Annotated in this window: 22 protein-coding genes; 8 read left to right on the top strand and 14 right to left on the bottom strand. The window is 36.0% G+C overall.

Translation table 11 applies throughout. The annotated features are described in order from the left end of the window. Positions 1–9: 9 nt before the first annotated feature. Entirely contained in the window at positions 10–147 is a 138-nt protein-coding gene (locus tag QNH43_RS10205) for a hypothetical protein (RefSeq protein WP_187049253.1), read from the bottom strand. A gap of 496 nt (positions 148–643) precedes the next feature. Between QNH43_RS10205 and QNH43_RS10200 the strand changes: the two genes are divergently transcribed. The 3 genes from QNH43_RS10200 (at position 644) to QNH43_RS10190 (ending at position 3,649) form a co-directional block, all read left to right on the top strand. Further along, complete coding sequence (locus QNH43_RS10200; protein ID WP_283917727.1) at positions 644–1,072, top strand: MarR family winged helix-turn-helix transcriptional regulator; 429 nt, start codon at positions 644–646, stop codon at positions 1,070–1,072. Continuing rightward, the gene (locus QNH43_RS10195) at positions 1,072–2,109 is read left to right on the top strand and encodes a beta-carotene 15,15'-monooxygenase (protein WP_283917726.1); all 1,038 of its coding nucleotides are present in this window, start codon (positions 1,072–1,074) and stop codon (positions 2,107–2,109) included. Before QNH43_RS10200 ends, QNH43_RS10195 begins: the two co-directional genes overlap by 1 nt. A 265-nt stretch (positions 2,110–2,374) precedes the next feature. Then, a complete protein-coding gene (locus tag QNH43_RS10190) occupies positions 2,375–3,649 on the top strand; it encodes an IS110 family RNA-guided transposase (protein ID WP_283915879.1) in 1,275 nt (424 codons plus the stop codon). A gap of 491 nt (positions 3,650–4,140) precedes the next feature. Here the strand turns inward: QNH43_RS10190 and QNH43_RS10185 are convergent, their stop codons facing one another. From QNH43_RS10185 to QNH43_RS10175, 3 genes are all read right to left on the bottom strand, one after another. Continuing rightward, positions 4,141–4,311 carry a hypothetical protein gene (locus QNH43_RS10185; protein ID WP_283917725.1) on the bottom strand — a complete coding sequence of 57 codons (171 nt, stop codon included), beginning with the start codon at positions 4,309–4,311 and terminating at the stop codon, positions 4,141–4,143. 486 nt (positions 4,312–4,797) lie between these two features. After that, on the bottom strand, positions 4,798–4,959 hold the full coding sequence (locus QNH43_RS10180) for a hypothetical protein (protein WP_275730236.1): 162 nt from the start codon (positions 4,957–4,959) through the stop codon (positions 4,798–4,800). Positions 4,960–5,472: 513 nt separating this feature from the next. Next, positions 5,473–5,982, bottom strand: coding sequence for a DinB family protein (locus QNH43_RS10175; protein ID WP_283917724.1), 510 nt, complete (start codon positions 5,980–5,982; stop codon positions 5,473–5,475). Positions 5,983–6,619: 637 nt separating this feature from the next. On the opposite strand from QNH43_RS10175, the gene QNH43_RS10170 reads away from it, so the two are divergent. Further along, positions 6,620–7,852 carry an IS110 family RNA-guided transposase gene (locus QNH43_RS10170; protein WP_283917723.1) on the top strand — a complete coding sequence of 411 codons (1,233 nt, stop codon included), beginning with the start codon at positions 6,620–6,622 and terminating at the stop codon, positions 7,850–7,852. Between the two features lie 299 nt (positions 7,853–8,151). On the opposite strand, the gene QNH43_RS10165 is transcribed toward QNH43_RS10170, so the two are convergent. From QNH43_RS10165 to QNH43_RS10135, 7 genes are all read right to left on the bottom strand, one after another. Beyond that, positions 8,152–8,658: a hypothetical protein gene (locus QNH43_RS10165; RefSeq protein ID WP_283917722.1), complete on the bottom strand. Its 507-nt coding sequence runs from the start codon at positions 8,656–8,658 to the stop codon at positions 8,152–8,154. Further along, entirely contained in the window at positions 8,655–8,840 is a 186-nt protein-coding gene (locus tag QNH43_RS10160) for a hypothetical protein (RefSeq protein WP_063236568.1), read from the bottom strand. Before QNH43_RS10160 ends, QNH43_RS10165 begins: the two co-directional genes overlap by 4 nt. 519 nt (positions 8,841–9,359) lie before the next feature. Continuing rightward, the gene (locus QNH43_RS10155; RefSeq protein WP_283917721.1) at positions 9,360–9,485 is read right to left on the bottom strand and encodes a hypothetical protein; all 126 of its coding nucleotides are present in this window, start codon (positions 9,483–9,485) and stop codon (positions 9,360–9,362) included. A 22-nt stretch (positions 9,486–9,507) separates the two neighbouring features. Further along, positions 9,508–9,729, bottom strand: coding sequence for a hypothetical protein (locus tag QNH43_RS10150; protein WP_283917720.1), 222 nt, complete (start codon positions 9,727–9,729; stop codon positions 9,508–9,510). After that, positions 9,730–10,440, bottom strand: a complete 711-nt coding sequence (locus tag QNH43_RS10145; RefSeq protein ID WP_283917719.1) for an ABC transporter permease — start codon at positions 10,438–10,440, stop codon at positions 9,730–9,732. Next, positions 10,424–11,167, bottom strand: coding sequence for an ABC transporter ATP-binding protein (locus tag QNH43_RS10140; RefSeq protein WP_283917718.1), 744 nt, complete (start codon positions 11,165–11,167; stop codon positions 10,424–10,426). The genes QNH43_RS10145 and QNH43_RS10140 overlap by 17 nt, the downstream gene beginning before the upstream one ends. Further along, positions 11,160–11,825, bottom strand: coding sequence for a TetR/AcrR family transcriptional regulator (locus tag QNH43_RS10135; protein ID WP_283917717.1), 666 nt, complete (start codon positions 11,823–11,825; stop codon positions 11,160–11,162). Before QNH43_RS10135 ends, QNH43_RS10140 begins: the two co-directional genes overlap by 8 nt. Positions 11,826–12,215: 390 nt before the next feature. On the opposite strand from QNH43_RS10135, the gene QNH43_RS10130 reads away from it, so the two are divergent. From QNH43_RS10130 to QNH43_RS10120, 3 genes are read left to right on the top strand one after another with little or no spacing between them, the layout of a single operon-like run. Then, positions 12,216–12,410, top strand: a complete 195-nt coding sequence (locus QNH43_RS10130; protein ID WP_096341182.1) for a helix-turn-helix transcriptional regulator — start codon at positions 12,216–12,218, stop codon at positions 12,408–12,410. A 15-nt stretch (positions 12,411–12,425) separates the two neighbouring features. After that, complete coding sequence (locus QNH43_RS10125) at positions 12,426–12,863, top strand: hypothetical protein (RefSeq protein WP_283917716.1); 438 nt, start codon at positions 12,426–12,428, stop codon at positions 12,861–12,863. Between the two features lie 19 nt (positions 12,864–12,882). Next, the gene (locus tag QNH43_RS10120; protein WP_096341184.1) at positions 12,883–13,359 is read left to right on the top strand and encodes a small multi-drug export protein; all 477 of its coding nucleotides are present in this window, start codon (positions 12,883–12,885) and stop codon (positions 13,357–13,359) included. A gap of 484 nt (positions 13,360–13,843) precedes the next feature. On the opposite strand, the gene QNH43_RS10115 is transcribed toward QNH43_RS10120, so the two are convergent. Then, a complete protein-coding gene (locus QNH43_RS10115) occupies positions 13,844–15,121 on the bottom strand; it encodes an IS110 family RNA-guided transposase (RefSeq protein ID WP_283917715.1) in 1,278 nt (425 codons plus the stop codon). 175 nt (positions 15,122–15,296) lie between these two features. On the opposite strand from QNH43_RS10115, the gene QNH43_RS10110 reads away from it, so the two are divergent. Next, complete coding sequence (locus QNH43_RS10110) at positions 15,297–16,163, top strand: PhzF family phenazine biosynthesis protein (RefSeq protein ID WP_283917714.1); 867 nt, start codon at positions 15,297–15,299, stop codon at positions 16,161–16,163. A 255-nt stretch (positions 16,164–16,418) separates the two neighbouring features. Here QNH43_RS10110 and QNH43_RS10105 read toward each other — a convergent pair whose 3' ends face one another. Beyond that, complete coding sequence (locus QNH43_RS10105) at positions 16,419–16,838, bottom strand: hypothetical protein (RefSeq protein ID WP_283917713.1); 420 nt, start codon at positions 16,836–16,838, stop codon at positions 16,419–16,421. 261 nt (positions 16,839–17,099) lie between these two features. Continuing rightward, positions 17,100–17,720, bottom strand: a complete 621-nt coding sequence (locus QNH43_RS10100) for a class I SAM-dependent methyltransferase (protein ID WP_283917712.1) — start codon at positions 17,718–17,720, stop codon at positions 17,100–17,102. Positions 17,721–18,098 lie beyond the last annotated feature (378 nt).

The following is an 18,098-nucleotide window of genomic DNA, read 5'->3' as shown; positions in this document are numbered from 1 at the left end:
AAAGAACGTTTATTTCTTATCTCTAATTTCTTCTAAAATTTCTATTACACGATTGTTTTGTTTTTCTATATTCTTTAATCTTTTTTCAATAATACTTGATGAAAAAAATACAATAAGTATAAGAGCTATTCCAATAAACAATTCCATATTTCCCCTCCGGTGAATTCAGTTTATGTTTAAGAATATAACTTTACTAACCTATATTTTCCAGACCCGTTATGCAACTATCCTGCCCCTTTAGTTCATTAAGGAAAACCAAAATCAAGTATTGATTTCGGTTTATCATTATTATAAACGATTAAACTTTATTCAAAATGGTACGACTTTATTTTAAAACTACTCTTTAATGACCAAACAGATATGTAAAAACTTAGTTACCATAATGTGACTTTAAGGAACCTACAAAAAACAGGCCCTTTGTACACAAGGGCTCGTTCACTTTCCGTTTTTCTCGTTTATGCAGATTTTTATATTTAAAAAATAATTTCCAAAAAACGTTTGTTTTAATCTATTTTTACTAATCATTCAGTTTTAAAAAACGTCATTCTCAGTAAAAAGGATACTCATTTTTTTATTTACATTTTATTAAACGGACTTTATAGTTAAGTCATCTTAATTATTAAGTGAGGTGTTATTATTTAAAATGAAAAATAATTATATTAATCAAATTAACGTTTTACAAAACAAATTAAATATCCAACTAGCAAAAAAATTTGAGAACAAGATTGATAATCAACTAACAGCAAAGCAAGTATTGTTACTGGAATTAATAAAAATAGGTGTTACCTCAACAAAAAATTTAGCAGATAAGTTAAATGTTTCAACAAGTGCAGTAAGTCAAATACTAAATAAATTGGAAAATAAAGGTTATGTTGAACGGTTTATTAATCCGAAGAACCGTCGTGAAATTGTCTTGAATCTAGCTGATAAAGCCAATCAATATTTCAACGATTTAGCCTCTTTGGAAGATGAAATTAATAAAGAGGTTTATGGACAGTTGTCTCTAGAAGATTTGAAACAGTTTACGAACATACTAGAAAAACTACACGTTATTGTGAAGGAGAACAGCTAATGGTTCTGATAAAAAAAGGTAAAAGCGTTTGGTTATTAATGATTGGATTGATCCTATGTAGTAACTTCGCTATATATAACACAAATGTGGGCAATGGTATATTACCAGCAGAAACTAATGGAATCGTTTTAGGCTCGCTATTAGATTTAGTGATTCTGTTACCTATACTTTTTATGTTATATAAGCGAAAATTTACAATTAAAATGGGGATACTTCTTTCAGCAACGGGATGTTTTTTAGCGAGATTTCTGATCCCTAATGACCTCCTGGAACCTTTCGCCGCAGTTACTTGGGCAGGAATTGCGATTGAAGCAGCTTTAATCGTTTTTGAAGTTTTACTGATCGTTACGTTTGTACGTTATTTACCAAAAATCGTGGGGAAAGTTTCATCTAGCAATTTGCCTGTCATTTTTTCTTTTCCACAAGCTGTTAATTTGTATGTGAAGAAAAATCCAATTATTCATATGATTTGCTCAGAAGCTTTAATGCTTTATTATGCATTTTTCAGCTGGAAAAAGACGCCACCTCCTGGCATGACTCTTTATAAAAATTCTAGTTACATTGCTTTTCAAATTATGATGATTCATGCGATTGTGATTGAAACGTTAGGAATTCACTTGTGGCTTCATGAAAAATCGACGATCCTCTCACTAATATTGTTGGTTCTTAATATTTACTCTGTCGTTTATTTCCTAGCAGATATTCAAACAACTCGATTAAATCCACTTTATATGAATGACCAGACCATGTTTATTTCTTTAGGATTGTTAAAACGTGCCGAAATTCAATTTGAAAACATTGAATTGATTATTGAGGACCCTGAAATCCTAGAGAAGAAAATACCGAAAGATACAATAGATTTTATCGTACACGATTTCGCTAAGGTCTATCCGGACATGATTTTATACATAAAAAAACCAGTGAAAGTTACTCTGTTCATGGGAATTCAAAAAGAATATTCAAAAATTGCGATTCGATCTGATTCCCCATCGGAACTTAAACATGTCATTTTAGAAGGTATACGTAAGAATAAATAGTTTGTTGCTGTAAGTACAGGGTGTTTCTTCAGCATAAATAGAAAGGGCATGTTTTGAAAAAAGATTAATCAATACATGCCCTTATACTATTTAATTGGATTATTCTTTTATAAAAAAGATCATTTTTTTGATCCTTAATGAACTAACGCACCCGTTAGCATTCCTGTAGATCGTTAAATATCAGGTTTGAAAAAAATAGAGCCCCTCAGTAAGATACGAGTATAGAGACCAATCTAACTCAAAATCTTAAGGAGGAAGCCCTACTATGAATTTTAAAATGCAAAACAAACAAAATCAACTAATTGAGAGAATTACGGATCAACATCTAGTTGTTGGTGTGGATATTGCCCAACACGTACACGTGGCCCGTGCTGTAAACTTTCGGGGCATTGTGGTCGGGAAACCCCTTTCTTTTGAAAATAACGAGGAGGGTTTTACTAGCTTACTAAACTGGATCCAGGAACTAAAACAAATGAAAAATCTAGACACAACGATAGTCGGAATGGAACCTACCGGCCATTATTGGATAAACCTTTCAAAGTGGCTAGTCAAACAAAACATGGATGTCGTCACCGTCAATCCTCACCATGTCAAAAGAAACAAAGAAAATCGTGATAATACGCAATCCAAAAGTGATAAAAAAGATGCCCTTGTCATCGCTGATATGGTGAAGAATGGCTACTATGCCTTCGTTCGTTCCACTTCAGAATCATTTGAAAAACTTCGTGTCCTTATGGCTAACCGAGATGTGATCGTTAAGCGTCTTGTTAGCTCCATCAACCAAATTAATCGCTGGGTGGATGTTGTCTTTCCCGAGCTCCGGCAAGTGTTTAAAGACGTATCATGTAAAGGGGCAATCGCAACCCTACGCCTCTTTCCTACCCCAGCTGAATTATGTTCCTTACAGCCTCAAGATATCGTAACCGGATGGAAATCATGTATGAAGCGACATTCCGGGCATAAAAAAGCCCGTTCCCTGCTTGTATTGGCCAAGCGTTCAATTGGTACGAAACAAGCCCTTGATGCGTATAAACTTCATTTGGGACAGTTATTAGAGGAATATGATCTCGCTTCATCCCAACTCGAAAGAGTGACGCAAGAAGTCACAAACGTCTTGGAACAGATTCCATTCGTTAAGCAAATACTTGCCATTAAAGGAATCAGCGAGATTTCACTAGCGGGAATCTTAGGAGAAGCTGGAGATTTGAGTGGGTTCGCTCACGGGAATGCGCTCCTTCGTCATGCAGGATTGCATCTCGCTGAAGCAAGCTCTGGGAAGTGGAAAGGCCAAATTGTTCTTTCCAAACGTGGAAGATCACGCCTGCGGCGTTACATCTTCCTTGCGACCATGAGTCTGGTGATGAATAACCCTGAGTTTAAAGCCCTACACTCGAATAATGTTAAAGTGAAGAAGATTAAGAAAATGAAATCCATCATGAAACTTTGTGGAAAACTCGCCCGTGTCCTAGTAGGGATAGCTCGTAATGGCTCTGCCTATAAACCGGAAATGATCTTCTCAATTGAACAACTAGCAGCGTAAATTTACATTCACATTGTTATATAACGAAAGTTGGCTTATCCGTAGGATTTCAAAGAAAGCACGAAGTACTGGATGTAATGAACAAAAGGGCAATGACCCGTTCTGTTAGCAAAACCGGCCTTCACCCCTTGGATAGGCATGACGAAGGAATGAAAGGGCATAGGATTATGACCCGTTGAGACATGGGAGGGAAAGCCTCCAGGGGCAGCGTGGAGAATACGTGCAGTATATGTAATAATATGGGATTTTTAACAGATCCCCTATTTCAATCTGCCCTCATCTTATCAAAACGGTCCTATCTCTTTCGTTCATCTAAAGCAACCTATACCATGTGGTTTGAAATCCTGCGAATAAGCGAGTATTCGTGAGCATTATCTATTAAACTGAGGGAGTTCATTAAGAAAAGCGATTCTTATTAAAGAATCGCGCCCGTTTGTTGAACAAAGAATTTTTATTTTTTCTGTTAATCGACTTGAAAAAATAACCAATTTTTATTCATTACAAGCATTAGTTGTTTCGTCACCAAATACTTTGGCAATTGTGTTCGAAATTCCCTGTGCCCCTAAACACATTTTATATTCTGATTCATCTGATATTCCAAATTTAAGGACTATACTTACTATAATTACGAATGATGCTACTGCAAATAATATTTTCTTCACATTGATATCTCCTTTAGACAAGAAATTATTTCCATCAAAAGCGTATCAAAGATTTACTAAGCCGTAAATACAGTTATAGACTTATAAAATATAAGACTTTAGTCGTAACTCCCATGCTATTATTAGATATGTTCCATCTTCTAACTTCCACACTATACTACAGTTATCCTTTTTTTAGTAACCTGCTCCGTTACTTTAAGTACAAAGTTTCACAATCTCTCCTAAACTTTAACCTAGACATCTAGGTGTTGTTCAACAATATGGCCCTTTAATGGAATAACATGACTGACGTTTTTAAACAACTTTATTATGTTTTAAATTTAATGTCACTTAACAGTATTCCTTATGGAACTATCCTGCCCCGTTAGTGCCATAAGAAAAAGCCGCCTTAAAGACAGCTCTGATCTTCAGCTAACACACCCTTTAGTTAAATAATAAAAAAAGTGGTGGCAACTTTCTCTTATGCTACTCCTATATCCCATTTATTCATTTAGTAAATATCCACCATAATATAAGAATTATACACATTATCCCCCAAACTGAAGATTGAATTTTGGTACTTTTTTTACTTTCCATATTTCTTGTTATATAAGCCAGAACAAATCCAATTAAAATATTTGCAATAGTTATACCAAATAATAATTCCACTTTTGAACCTCCTACTATAAGCTGATAATATAGCCAATTTATATAGAGATATTTACGCAAAATTTCATATATTCTCCCCTTGAAAAAAAATCCAATTGATATCTATAGTCTATCATAAACCTAGTTGAATAAATCTGCCCTTTTAGCTGCAAAAAGAAAAGGGGATCCTTCTTATAGAACTAACGCACCCGTTAGTTCATTAAGAAAAGCGATTCTTATTAAAGAATCGCGCCCTTTTGCGGAATAACCACCAATCCTTATTGTCATTCGTATGATGTATTGAGCTCTCGTTCTTCGTTAGCTTAACGAAGAGGCCTTGATTTTTTCTTGTTTGAGATTATTATTTGCTTTTCATTTTTAGACAAAATCCAGTCTGCAACCAATCGCTGCTGCTTTTTTCAACCCGTCTTGTCCTCTCTTCATATCAGTCTATGAACGGGGCGGGAAGGCTGCCATAAAGAAAGAACGGAAGCCGCGTTTTCCGCGCAGCTTCCGTCCCGATCTTCCGGACAACTAACTCAAATACCGATTTCGGATGACCCCCATGTGATGAATCTCGTGTCCTGCGATGCCGTACGCGAGGGCACGCGCCGTAATGCTTGCGTTGTTGGCTGTGCCTTTGCGGGACCACGCCTCCGCCGGTAACCCGCGCAGCAGTGTGATCGTCGATTGCCGTACGGCCCGGTAGTCTTCGGCCAATTGCGCGGTTGTCCAGCTTCCGAAAGGAGGCATGAACAATTCCTGGTCGAAACCGGACAGAGGCGTCTGGTCCCCTCTTGCGAACAGTAGCAGGCGGTAGGTCATGACGCGTTCTCCGTCTGCGATGTGGCCCACGACTTCTTTCAGCGTCCATTTTCCTTCCGCATACCGATACGCGCCATGGCTTTCGGTCAACGATGCCAGCAGCTCGGTCATTTGCTTTTCCTGGGCGAGCAGAATGTCGATGATGTTGCCATCCGGCACCAACCGGATATACTCTCCGAAGTCCCCGGCATATTCTTCTTCTGACGGTCTTTGATTCATGCGTAATCACCTCTCTATGGAGTTATAGAAAATTAAAATGCTCTTTCCAATGCTCTACCGCGATTTTTTTGCGAATTTCGTAATTTCGGCATGTATAATGAATTCGCGAAAGGATAAAACTTTCCTTCCAATAATTGAGTGTAAGTAACCACTTAGTTGGTCGGTGGCCACGCTAAACTGCCCTTTAACTTAATAATAATCATCTCAATTTTTCATAATTTCCACAATAAGTTATTCAATATAATGGCCCTTTAATGGAATAACATGACTGACGTTTTTAAACAACTTTATTATGTTTTAAATTTAATGTCACTTAACAGTATTCCTTATGGAACTATCCTGCCCCGTTAGTTCCATAAGAAACTCCTATGGCGGCGCTCCTCGCCGCCACCATCTACTACGAAAATCTAAACTCAAAAATAGAGTCTAACCCATTAACCCCTTGACAATAATGGATGATAACAATACAACCAGGCTGAACTTTTTTTGGTGGATCTTAAGGAAGATACCCTGTATAAGATACTGGTTGTGACAGTATGGAAGAACCATTTAGTGTACTACAAGTACGTATACAAAAATTTTTGTAACAAATCTCCTGTCATATGTATTGTTAATCTTTTTTTGAGGTGATTCCCCTATGGAAGCAATGATTGAACGGTGTGCTGGCCTAGATGTACACCAAGAAACAGTAGTAGCCTGTGTATTATTTGGCCCATTAGATAAAAAGCCAAAAACCTCTATTGAAACTTTTTCAACTACAACAAAGGGGCTCTTGGCTTTAAGTGATTGGCTAGCTACCCTTCAGGTATCCGATGTTGTGATGGAAAGTACCGGAGTCTACTGGAAACCAATATGGAATATACTCGAAGGATCTTTTCACCTTGTTCTTGCCAATGCCAGGCATGTCAAAAATGTTCCAGGCCGTAAAACTGATGTAAAAGATGCCGAATGGCTTGCCAAGCTTCTAAGATGCGGACTTATTGAAAGCAATTTTGTACCACCAGAGGATATTCGTGATTTACGTGATCTTACTCGTTATCGAAAAAAATTGATTCATCATCGCACCTCAGAGCAGAATCGCATTCACAAAATTCTTCAAGATGCTAATATCAAGCTAACATCCGTTCTATCAGACATTTTTGGTGTATCGGGACGCCGTATCCTTGAAGCGATTCTAAACGGTGAAAAAATAGAGACCGATGGTCTTCGAAAAATGGTGGATTGGCGAACAAAAGCAAGTATTACTGACATTGCCCATGCAATTAATGGTCGTATTCGCCGTCATCATCGTGATATGTTGCGTTACCATTGGGAGCATATGAGTTATTTAGAAGAAACCATAGAAGAATTGGAAAAGCAAATTGATCAACTCCTGTCCCCTTATCGTAAGGAAGTAGAATTATTGGATGGTATACCTGGTGTGAACAAAGCTGCCGCAGCTACTTTTATTGCGGAGATGGGGGTTGATATGTCCGTATTTAAGTCAGCTAAACATCTTGCCTCTTGGGCTGGTGTGAGTCCTGGAAATTACGAAAGTGCTGGTAAAAAAAAAACGAGTAAAACCACACAAGGTAACAAAGCTCTGAAAACGATGGCCGTAGAGTGTGTATTAGCGACATCAAGGCAAAATAATCGAATTGCTTCACATCGAAAAAGGATTACCAAAAGGCAGGGAAAAATGAAAGGACGAATTGCTTCTGCTCATTTACTATTGACGATTGCTTACAACATCTTAAAAACAGGAGAACCTTATGATGAACTAGGCTCAAATTACCTTGAAGAAAAACAAAATAACAAAGAATTAAAAATGATCGAATACCTAAAAAAGAAAGGCTATACAATCGCTCCATCTGAACAACAAACTGCATAACCAGTTAAAATAACGACATAGTACATTTACCCCCATCAAAAAAAAATGACAATATGGAGGGTTTATTTTAGCATGGCTTTTTTACTAATGTGTTTTCATACAAAAAGTAATTCTTATTAATGAATCGCGCCCTTTAACGGAACAACTCTATTACCACTCAAAAATCCCCTTGATCCATTTTTAAATTTCAGATGTACTTTATCTTTTGGACATAAAAACACCCCTTTAGAGGATAGTATCCAAAGGGGTAAAACGGTGTAACCTTATTAAAAACATCGTGACTTTATTTCAAAGCCACATCATTTTCCCTTTAATTCAGCTAAATAGTGCCTTACGGCACTTTCAACTAGTTCATATACCGTCCTATCATGAATGATTGCTTGTATTTTTAGTTCCTTCATAAGTTCAACATCCATATCGAATGAAGAACGTTTTCTTATAACGTTGGTTCGTTCTATGGTTGGTGCTGATTGTTCGTTCGCTTGTTTAACCTGTTCTTTACCACGTTTTATGCCAACGTTAGAACTTTGGTTGGTATCGTTAATAGGTTCTTTATTTACATTAGTTGAAACGTTCGCCTTTGATTTTCCTGCTGTTGCAAAGTCATAAATAAGCTGCTCTTGTACCGTTTCTTCGTCACCTTCACCAACGAAATACCAGCCTTTTTCGCCTGAATTTCTATACTCATAACCAGCTTTTTTCAATGCTTTTCTTAGTAATTTTTCTGAAAGATGAACATCAGCCTTTTTGGCTATATTCGCTGGTGTATCAGTTTTAATTAACTCCAAGATTTCCCCGATTTTCATTTAGTACGCTCACGGGAAAACCAATACTTTGTTTTGATATTTCGATAAGTCCCAATGTCTTTGATCAGATCGGCAATAAGATCATAACCGCAATATGTGTGCCTCATCGTGCTAAATTCATCTAATGTGACATAATCATCACTCTTTAATTCAACGTGACACTCTCCACAACAAATCGCCATATCAACACCTCCAAAAAGTATATTGATATATTCGTCGAAACTTGGTGGCTATCCTTCTTTCGTACAAAAAACAGGCCTATTGACGGTTCTTTAATGTTTGTTAGAAATAGCCGCCTGTGTAGCTTTGAAAATAAGTTTGATCAAAAATCTCTCTCAAATCCTCATATTACGTCAAAATATTAGATTCCATTTTGAAAAAAGATTGATCAAAATGGAATCTAATACAGCGGATTTAAATTTCGGTTTTATAAAAAAGTTTAATTATTTTCTACTTATCTTGTCCATTATCGAGCCCATTTCAATTATACTTTTATTCTTTCGACCAAATACACCTTAATTATCGTTAGTAATTACAGTAGCACATGAGTAAATCACTTTACAAGGATACTCACAATCCAAATGATGGAGAGTATATAAGTAGTGTTTGTAGTCTATCTTTGCCACGACCACACAAAGTTCTTCAGTCGATTTATTTAATTCAATAATCGTAAATACGTCTCCGTTCCTCAGAGAAGGATTTTACAATTTTTGTTCCTCCCAAAATAGGTCATGTTTCTCTCGAATATCTTCAGAAGGAGTAAAAGGATTTGAATCTAATGTAACAGTTATATTTTTAGGGGTTTTTTCTATTAAAATAGGTTTCATTTGACTATCCCCTTTTCTTTATCTACATTTGGACAGTTCCACTCACAATAGCGATAATACCAATTACCGTACAAATCAAACCAGTATTTGTTTTACCCATTTTTCCTTTTGAACGCTTTCCAGCAAGAATTAGAGAAATTCCTAATATGACCAGCACTATTCCAAGACCAACACTAAAAATATAAAGCTGTGATGAAGCACTTTCAAGTATATGATCAATGGACTTTTCAATTCTTTGTTCCATTTACTCTACCTCCATAAGATTTACTTTGTGTATCAGATTTATTGAAAAGAGGATTCCGACAAATATCATAATCAAACTGAATAAATACATGAACGTCATACTTGAAGTGGTGTTTGCCACAATATTGCACATCAACGAAGCCAATAGAACAGCCGAAACAATGGTAGTAGGAACTGATTTCTTAATAAATCCAATGCCCGTTGCTATAATTCCTATACTTGCGGCTATAATGGCCATGACAACTGTAATTTTTATAGCCTGTAGCATAATAGCAGCCGTAAAGTCTCCACTTACAAGATTCATAGTTTTCTCTGTTGTACTAAATATCAAAAAAATAATGAGATTGCTAGTAATCATAGAAAAAATTGTAAATATGCAAACAACACTTAATTTTGAAAATAAGATCTTTTTTCTGCTAATCGGGTATGAAAAAAGTAAAATGGGTCTCTTTCCGGAATAATCCTCAACTATAAATTTAGAATACATAACAGCCGATAGGACGCAAAAAGCCGCCATATTTAATACCCCAAACAAAGGGATCAGATTGTTATATCCTAAAAAAATCTCTAAATCTTTATCGTTTGGCTCTAGCTTTGGCGCATAGGCAAAAAGATAGAGGAAACCTAACATGACTATGGCAATAATAATGCTGGCAATTACATAGGTACGGATGTTGTTTCTTCTTAATTCCAATTTAATAAGGTTTACCATTGCTTATCCTCCTGGTCATTATATCCATAAAATAATCTTCAAGACCATTCGGGGATTGTGCCTTCACTTCTGCCAAAGAAACCTCTCGTATAACAGTGCCGTTTACAATCACTCCAATGGTATCGGCAATATGCTCAATTTCCGATAAAATATGACTGGAAATCAATATGGTCATATCTTGATTTTTAACAAGATCAAGGAAAAATTCTCTCATTTCTCTAATTCCAATTGGATCTAGTCCGTTAATGGGCTCATCTAAAATCAACAATTTAGGTTTATGAATGATAGCCCTTGAAATGGCTAATCGTTGACGCATACCAAGTGAGAATTTTGAGACAGGCTGTTTACCTGTGTTGTTTAATCCGACTTTAGTTAAAACAGAGTCTATATCCGTGTCATCGGCTTCCATATAGGCAAGGTGTATCTCTAAATTTTCAGTCGCTGATAAATGTTCATAAAATATTGGAGTTTCAATGATCGTTCCTATATTTCTTAAAATTTCACTTCTTTGAGACATAACATCCATTTCTAAAACTTGTGCTTTCCCCATTGTCGGTGTCAGCAAGCCAGACAGCATTTTAAATATCGTTGTTTTTCCAGCTCCATTTGCACCTAAAAAACCATAAATAGTACCTTTTTGCACATTTATATTGCAATTTTTTATTACTTCATTTCCATCAAAGGTTTTTGTAAGGTTCTCGACTTTTACAACATAAATATTATTCATTCGTTTTGTTCTCCTCAGGATATAACCTTTGCAATAATTCTTTTATCTTGACAAGCAAATCATCATTCAATATATCCATTCCGATTGATTTCATCATGTGTTGCAAAAATTTCAAACGCATTCCTAATTTGGCATGGTTACACTTAAATACAACAGGGTCACACCAAATATTCATCAATAGTAAAAAAACCTCAGCACACTCTTCGGGAAAATCAGTAATAAGTGAGCCGTCTACTATTCCTTCATTTATGATTTCAGCAATGAGTGCAGAGTCTTTGTTTACGCAGTCCTGCATATATGACACTACAAATTCTGGACTTTTTATGCGTGAAGCCATCACATCGTCCAAATAGTGCGACTCTTGGCTGGAAAAGCTCTTATGCAAAAGAGTAATTAGCTTTTCTTTTCCAGTACAAGACCCCATTTCAGATAACCAACCCTTTATCATATTTTCTACGCTTTGTGCCTGCATTTCCGTAACTGCATTTATGATTTCATCCTTCGATTGAAAATGATGGTAAATAGCCCCTTTTGATATTACTGCAGTTTCAGCAATATCCTTTATACTCGTTTTATCAAATCCTTTTTCCAGGAAAAGTTTTGCGGATACAGACAAAATGGTCTCAATTGTTGCCTGTGAATTATATTTTTTCGCCATACTTATTCGCCTCCTAATAAAAAATACCGAACGTCCGGTTTTTACTAAAGTGTATCCATTTTTTTGAAATTTGTCAATATTGCCGAACTAATTTCTGTACTGGATCTTCTTTATTCCTTTATTAGCTTCAAATGTTCTTCATCTTTTAGACATAAAAAACCCCTATAGATAATTTCATCTAAAGGGGTAAAACGGTGCAACTTTTTTATAAACGGTATAACTTTATTTTAAACGGTACATCTTTTTTACAAACGATACGACTTTATTTCAAATCAACAACGAGTACCTATATTTTTCGCAATTATTTGTTACTAAATGCAAACAATCCTTTACATTTCGACAATAAAATATTACATTATAAATAACCAACTTTTGGAAAGGGATAATCAAATGCTTGAAAATAGAGTTCGTGAATTACGTGCGCGATTTAGATGGACACAGGATGATTTGGCTAAGAAGATTGGGGTAACACGACAAACCATCGGCTTAATTGAAAAAGGAGATTATGCACCCTCCGTTGCATTGGCTTTAAAAATCGCCAAAGCATTTGAGGTTCAGGTTGAAGAAGTCTTTTATTTGAAATAGGAAGGGATGATAATAATGCTACCAAAAATATTGCGTTCACCTTTTATTCCAATGTTCTCATATCTATTGATTTTAGGGTTTTTGTTTATATCGATGATTGGTTCCGAAAATAATCAATCTCTAGTACGAGTTTGTCTCTTAATTTTAATGGCTTTCACTTTGGTCTGGGTTTCCTTAATCCAATTAAATAATCGTAAATATCCCGAAAGTAAGATTAAATACTTGGGGGCAATACCTCCAGAATTTCGGGAAATGGACGAAGGGCAGCAATGGGTTACCTATAAGGCTTGCCGTAGCGTTTATATCTATTACTCATATGCTCTGCCATTAATTGTCGGACTTTGCTTTGCCCTATCGAATATTAAGTTTATGACTCTATTATTGCTGGGTGTTTTAGGGATAGGTCAATATATCATTTATTGGTTGTCGATAAGGAAATTTAAACAATTTTAACCATTGGAGGAAACTACCTATGTTTGAATGGGCAGAACAAGCAAATATAATGTGGCAGTTAATTATATTGTTTTTACTGGGAGTAGCTCCCTGGATGGATGTATCGTTTATTGTTCCTTTAGGTGTCTTATGGGGGTTGCCACCAACAGCAGTTGGTATAACTGCTTTTATAGGTAATTTCTTATTAATCCTGTTGCTAGGAATCTTTTTTAAGCAGATAAATAAATGGAGAATTGAAAGAAGAAAGAAAAAAGGGATTAACGGAGCAACTAAAAAGGAAACCAGAACCAGAGCCATTTGGGAAAAATACGGGATTCCTGGTTTAGCTATTATTGCTCCTATTTTTGTAGGGACTGATATTGCAGCTATTTTTGCGTTAATTTTTGGTGCTTCTAGAAAACGGGTTATTGGATGGATGACTGTTAGCCTTGCGTTTTGGACTTTGGTATTTGCTATTGGTGCAGCCTACGGGTATAGTTTCCTAAACTTAAACTAATAACTTTACCGTTTAATAAAAGAAAAAGGGACTGTTAATCTCGCCAGTCCCTTTTCCATATATAACGTATACAATACGATTTTATTATTTATATTGGCTTATTAAACTAAACTCCCTCTATAAATATTGATGTATCAACGGTTTGCACCACTCGGTATATTAGGGGAATTATTTTTTCATTCTACTTTTAAACAGAGTATTGAAATTCTGGTTTTTATTACTAAATCGAGCGTACGCTTCGCTAAAACTAATGGAAATCATTAGCTATTTTCTCCACTATGTGATGCACTATAGATCTCTGCGAAACTTATGATGACGTACCCTCCCATGTCTCTTAGCGTCATTTGCGCTTACATTCCTTCGTTCGGTCTATTCATAAGGCAGAGGCCTGCTAAGCTGCCCCGGGGACTCTTGGTCTTAGTTTAGTAATGTTGCTGGCTTCTCCGTGTCATCCTTCTTGTTATAAATCGATAGTTAGAAATGCTTACGCTGCCTCTGAGAGGCAGTAGAGATCCTTCATCATATTCTGCTCATTAAAATGGACTTTCTTTTTACAAATACCATGCAATACTTTCAACAATTTACCACAGAGTACCACCATCGATTGCTTTCCGCGTAAGGGATTTTGTTGGCGTGTTGTGTAATATTCATGAAGCTGTTTAAACCCCTCGTTGTGACGAATGAGTGGTACTATTACTTTGAAAAGAATATATCTAAGTCGCTTTCTTCCTCGTTTGGAGATATGTTTTTGTCCCTTATGTTGACCAGATGAGTTTTCCCGTAATGTTAATCCCGCTAGTTTAATAAATTGGCGTGGATTTTCATAAAGTGAAAAGCTTCCAACTTCTGAAAGCAAATCAACAATGGTCGCATCTCCTAATCCAGGAACTGAAGCCAGCAGCTCATATTCCATAGTTGTTTGGGCCATTTCGGATAATTGACTATTCACAGATTCAATTTCGTTTTCTAGTAAGCGATACTGACGCAGGAGCGTGGCAATTTCATGTCGGGCCATCTGTGTCCCTTCTGTCAGTCCAATTGAGTTCGTCGCTGCTTCAATGAGTAGCTTTTCTTTTGGTAGCTGTGGGGCTCTCATTCCCTTTACCTTACGGTAAAGAAAGACAAGCTCCTCAGCACTTTTTCCATCGATATCCTGTGGCAACGGAGTCATTTCCAATGTAGCTAGAGCCATCTTTCCGAAAGCCGGAAAGACTTGAGTAAACTCGGGAAAATAACGATCAAGCCAACGAATGATCCGGTTTTTAATACTCGCTAAATCTTCCGTTAACTTTGAACGAAGAGTAGATCCGATACGAAGTTCTGCTTCTACTTCTTTTAATAAACGTGGATAGCTAAAACGCCCATCTTTCAATAAACGAGCGATGACTAATGCATCTTTTTTATCGTTCTTTGTCGGTAAATTATCTTCCAGTTCCTTCGATCGTTTGACATGCATTGGATTCACCATGACTAGTGGTATGCCGTAATGATCTAAGAAATTAGCTAAGTTCATCCAGTAGTGGCCTGTTGGCTCAATTCCAACAATTACTTCTGTTTTCTTAGCTTCCTTCATCGTTTGACGAATCTTTTCATACAGGTGTTCAAAGCCCTCTTTTGATTGATGTACTGCGAAGGCTTTTTCTATCACGCGCCCTCGTTCATCAACAAAACAAGCGTAATGAACACGCTTGGCAATATCCATACCAACAACGAGTGTATTTTCAATAACTTGATTAATTTTTTCATTCCATTTAAACTGCATAGAGAAGTCCTCCTTGTTTGATGCTGGGTCAATGGTCGTTGACACTCATGCATCATACAAGAGGGCTCTTTTTCTTTCAAGACCTCGAACATCCTTCTAACAGGAATGCTGCCCCGTTAGTTCCATAAGAAATGATATAATATTCTAAAAATAAAAATTAGGAGTTGTAATATTTATGGATTTTTATATTGTTGATGTATTCGCAGAAGAAAAATATCAAGGTAACCAATTAGCTGTACTTATTCCCTCGAGAACAATATCTACTGAAGAAATGCAAAAGATTGCAAGAGAGATAAACTTTAATGAAACAACATTTATTTTATCTGGCAAACAAGACAACGGAGGGTACGATGTTCGAATATTTACTCCTGATGTAGAGGTTCCTTTTGCTGGTCATCCAACATTAGGAACAGCATTTATCATTCAGAAAGTTTTAGAAAACAATGAAAGTAAACAAATAACTCTAAACCTTAAAGTAGGACAAATACCTGTAAATATTGAAGGTGAACAATTAATAATGAAGCAAAACCCACCCGAATTAGGAATGATTATTCCTGATCAAGATATTTTCACCGAAATATTACAGATACCAAATGAAGATATTGATTCCCGTTATCCAATTCAAATTGTATCAACTGGATTACCAGCAGTAATTGTTCCTCTTTGTTCATTGGATGCTGTAAATCGTTGCAAGATCAATCATAATAATTATCAAAATTTCATTGATAACGTTATAAAAGCAAATATCCTTGTCTTTACTCCTGAAACCAAACTAAAAGAAAGTGATTTAAATGTAAGAGTATTTTTAGATGACACAGGATTCCCTGAAGATCCTGCGACTGGAAGTGCAAACGGAAATCTTGCTGGATACCTTATCGCACATAACTTTTTTGAAAGTGAAAATATAGTGTACAGAGTTGAACAAGGATTTCAAATGGGAAGACCATCTATTTTAAATATACAAGCTGAAAATTCCCAAAATTCCATTCAAATCCTTGTAGGGGGTAAAGTATTTTTAATAGCAAAAGGAGAATGGTATTAACATAAGAAAGTCCAAATTTGGGCTTTTTTTTAGATTAATATTTTATTCAAGTCTCTTCCGAACGTAATGAACCATTGGATTATGAGCCAACAAGGTTCACCTCATATTTCTGTTTACTCCTTATCCTTTAGCTAAACTCAATAGTTATGCCTTAGTAAACTATCCTGCCCCTTCAGTTGCATAAAGAAAGAGCTGCCTTAAAGACAGCTCTGATCTTCAGTTAACGCACCTGTAGTTCAATATGGAACACTCTTATTATTTATCATTTTGTATTTTCATAGGTATAATTTCTTCTTTACCATTCCACTTAACAATTACCTTAATTACTTCCTCTTTTCTTTGTATATCACCACCACTACCTTCTTCATTCGTTCGAATATACTTTGTACCAGGAGGGCTTTCAGACCCACCTTCCTGCCCACCACTTGACTTATAGGAATAGTTTACAATTGAATTGGAGATTTCCGAATATTCCCCTTTATATTCAAGTACAAAATCTTTTTGGTGTTCATCATAATGGGAAGATGTACTTCCTCTACCTATAAAATTTAAAGTTACCTTCCAATGTGTTCCTTCACCGTAAAACTTATAATTGTGGTTAATACTTACGGTTTCTTTGCATCCTATTAAAAGTGAAAAAATTATAAGTACTAATAAAACGGGACTTTTCCTCATTTAATTACCTCCAAATAAAGAAAACTTCGAAACGAAGCTCATACATCCTGAAAATACTTCTTTTATAATCAATCTATCCTTATATTCCCCACCTTCTCTATAGCCATTTTTGCTTCCTAATGCTAACATAATACACCATTTATTGGGATTCCTGAACCGTTATCTTCTTCAACTAAACTGCCCCGTTAGTTCCATAAGAAAAAGGCTGCCTAAGCAACCTCCCTTATTGAAGTAAAGCACCCGTTAGTTGAAGAAACACAATTAACTATTTTTTTTACTAAGTATTATTTTTCTATACATTCCATTCATCATTACAGATTTATCTTCATCTATCGTTAAATGTGTATTATTATTACTGAACAGCTTTTCAAAATTCAATCCAATGTCTGTTCCTAATGCTTTAATTAGTGGCCTAAGAAGTTTTTTTGGAAAAGATAATTTATCTTTAGATACGAATTTATCAAATATGAGTATTTTCCCTTCTTTTTTTAACACCCTCGATATTTCTGTGATGCACTTATCTGCATCAGGTACAACGGAAAGAATTAGACTGGCAACTACATAATCAAATGTTTCATTTTTAAACTCCATGTTTTGAGCATCCATTTCTAAGAACTTAATAGAGGAGTTCTTAAATTTTCCCCTTGCCCGATTTAGCATATCAGGTGAAAAATCAATTGCAATTATATTCAAATCCGATGAATTAATTAACTCCAAATCGGCACCTGTTCCTACACCAACAAATAAAACTTTTTGACCACTATTAAAAGGTATCTCCTGAAATATTTGTCTTCGAGCTTTTAAGAAAACACCGGAATTAAAAATTCTATCATAAAATGGAGACCAGATTCTATATACTACTCTATTCCAAGAATTATTCACTATTTTCCTCCCCTGAAGGTTTCTTATTGCGTTTATTTACTATTTCTATTCTAATTATTTGATTCCTCTAATGGAACTAACCTGCCCCGTTAGTGCTATAAGAAAAAGGCTTCCTTAGCATCCTTCCTTATTAAAGTAAAGCACCCGTTAGCCATCCATGAAGCGCAAAAATCAGCGCTTCACCACAGAGAATGAAAATGGTTCAGAACGGTCAATACTGATTCTACGGCTGGGAGAGGAAGGTCGATGAACTATGGTGCGTTAGAGCCCATCCGTTAGTCTGACTCCAACGACCAAGGTGCACCACTGACTGTCGCTCCCTTACGGGAAGCACACATGGTAGATTAATCCTATTCTGGTTTTTGCACCAGCCTCCAA

Origin of the sequence: Peribacillus simplex, from assembly GCF_030123325.1 — a bacterium.
GTDB classification, from domain to species: Bacteria; Bacillota; Bacilli; order Bacillales; family DSM-1321; genus Peribacillus; species Peribacillus simplex_D.
Note: the sequence above shows the minus strand (reverse complement) of the source record. Positions and strands in the feature narration are given on the sequence as shown.

Bases quoted from the DNA above. Each gene is read 5' to 3' on its own strand.
- QNH43_RS10125 (WP_283917716.1), top strand. From the start codon at position 12,426: ATGCTACCAAAAATATTGCGTTCACCTTTTATTCCAATGTTCTCATAT.
- QNH43_RS10150 (WP_283917720.1), bottom strand. From the start codon at position 9,729: ATGGAACAAAGAATTGAAAAGTCCATTGATCATATACTTGAAAGTGCT.
- QNH43_RS10155 (WP_283917721.1), bottom strand. From the start codon at position 9,485: ATGAAACCTATTTTAATAGAAAAAACCCCTAAAAATATAACTGTTACA.
- QNH43_RS10170 (WP_283917723.1), top strand. From the start codon at position 6,620: ATGGAAGCAATGATTGAACGGTGTGCTGGCCTAGATGTACACCAAGAA.
- QNH43_RS10190 (WP_283915879.1), top strand. From the start codon at position 2,375: ATGAATTTTAAAATGCAAAACAAACAAAATCAACTAATTGAGAGAATT.
- QNH43_RS10205 (WP_187049253.1), bottom strand. From the start codon at position 147: ATGGAATTGTTTATTGGAATAGCTCTTATACTTATTGTATTTTTTTCA.
- QNH43_RS10105 (WP_283917713.1), bottom strand. From the start codon at position 16,838: ATGAGGAAAAGTCCCGTTTTATTAGTACTTATAATTTTTTCACTTTTA.
- QNH43_RS10115 (WP_283917715.1), bottom strand. From the start codon at position 15,121: ATGCAGTTTAAATGGAATGAAAAAATTAATCAAGTTATTGAAAATACA.
- QNH43_RS10135 (WP_283917717.1), bottom strand. From the start codon at position 11,825: ATGGCGAAAAAATATAATTCACAGGCAACAATTGAGACCATTTTGTCT.
- QNH43_RS10165 (WP_283917722.1), bottom strand. From the start codon at position 8,658: ATGAAAATCGGGGAAATCTTGGAGTTAATTAAAACTGATACACCAGCG.
- QNH43_RS10145 (WP_283917719.1), bottom strand. From the start codon at position 10,440: ATGGTAAACCTTATTAAATTGGAATTAAGAAGAAACAACATCCGTACC.
- QNH43_RS10200 (WP_283917727.1), top strand. From the start codon at position 644: ATGAAAAATAATTATATTAATCAAATTAACGTTTTACAAAACAAATTA.
- QNH43_RS10175 (WP_283917724.1), bottom strand. From the start codon at position 5,982: ATGAATCAAAGACCGTCAGAAGAAGAATATGCCGGGGACTTCGGAGAG.
- QNH43_RS10110 (WP_283917714.1), top strand. From the start codon at position 15,297: ATGGATTTTTATATTGTTGATGTATTCGCAGAAGAAAAATATCAAGGT.
- QNH43_RS10120 (WP_096341184.1), top strand. From the start codon at position 12,883: ATGTTTGAATGGGCAGAACAAGCAAATATAATGTGGCAGTTAATTATA.
- QNH43_RS10195 (WP_283917726.1), top strand. From the start codon at position 1,072: ATGGTTCTGATAAAAAAAGGTAAAAGCGTTTGGTTATTAATGATTGGA.
- QNH43_RS10130 (WP_096341182.1), top strand. From the start codon at position 12,216: ATGCTTGAAAATAGAGTTCGTGAATTACGTGCGCGATTTAGATGGACA.
- QNH43_RS10160 (WP_063236568.1), bottom strand. From the start codon at position 8,840: ATGGCGATTTGTTGTGGAGAGTGTCACGTTGAATTAAAGAGTGATGAT.
- QNH43_RS10140 (WP_283917718.1), bottom strand. From the start codon at position 11,167: ATGAATAATATTTATGTTGTAAAAGTCGAGAACCTTACAAAAACCTTT.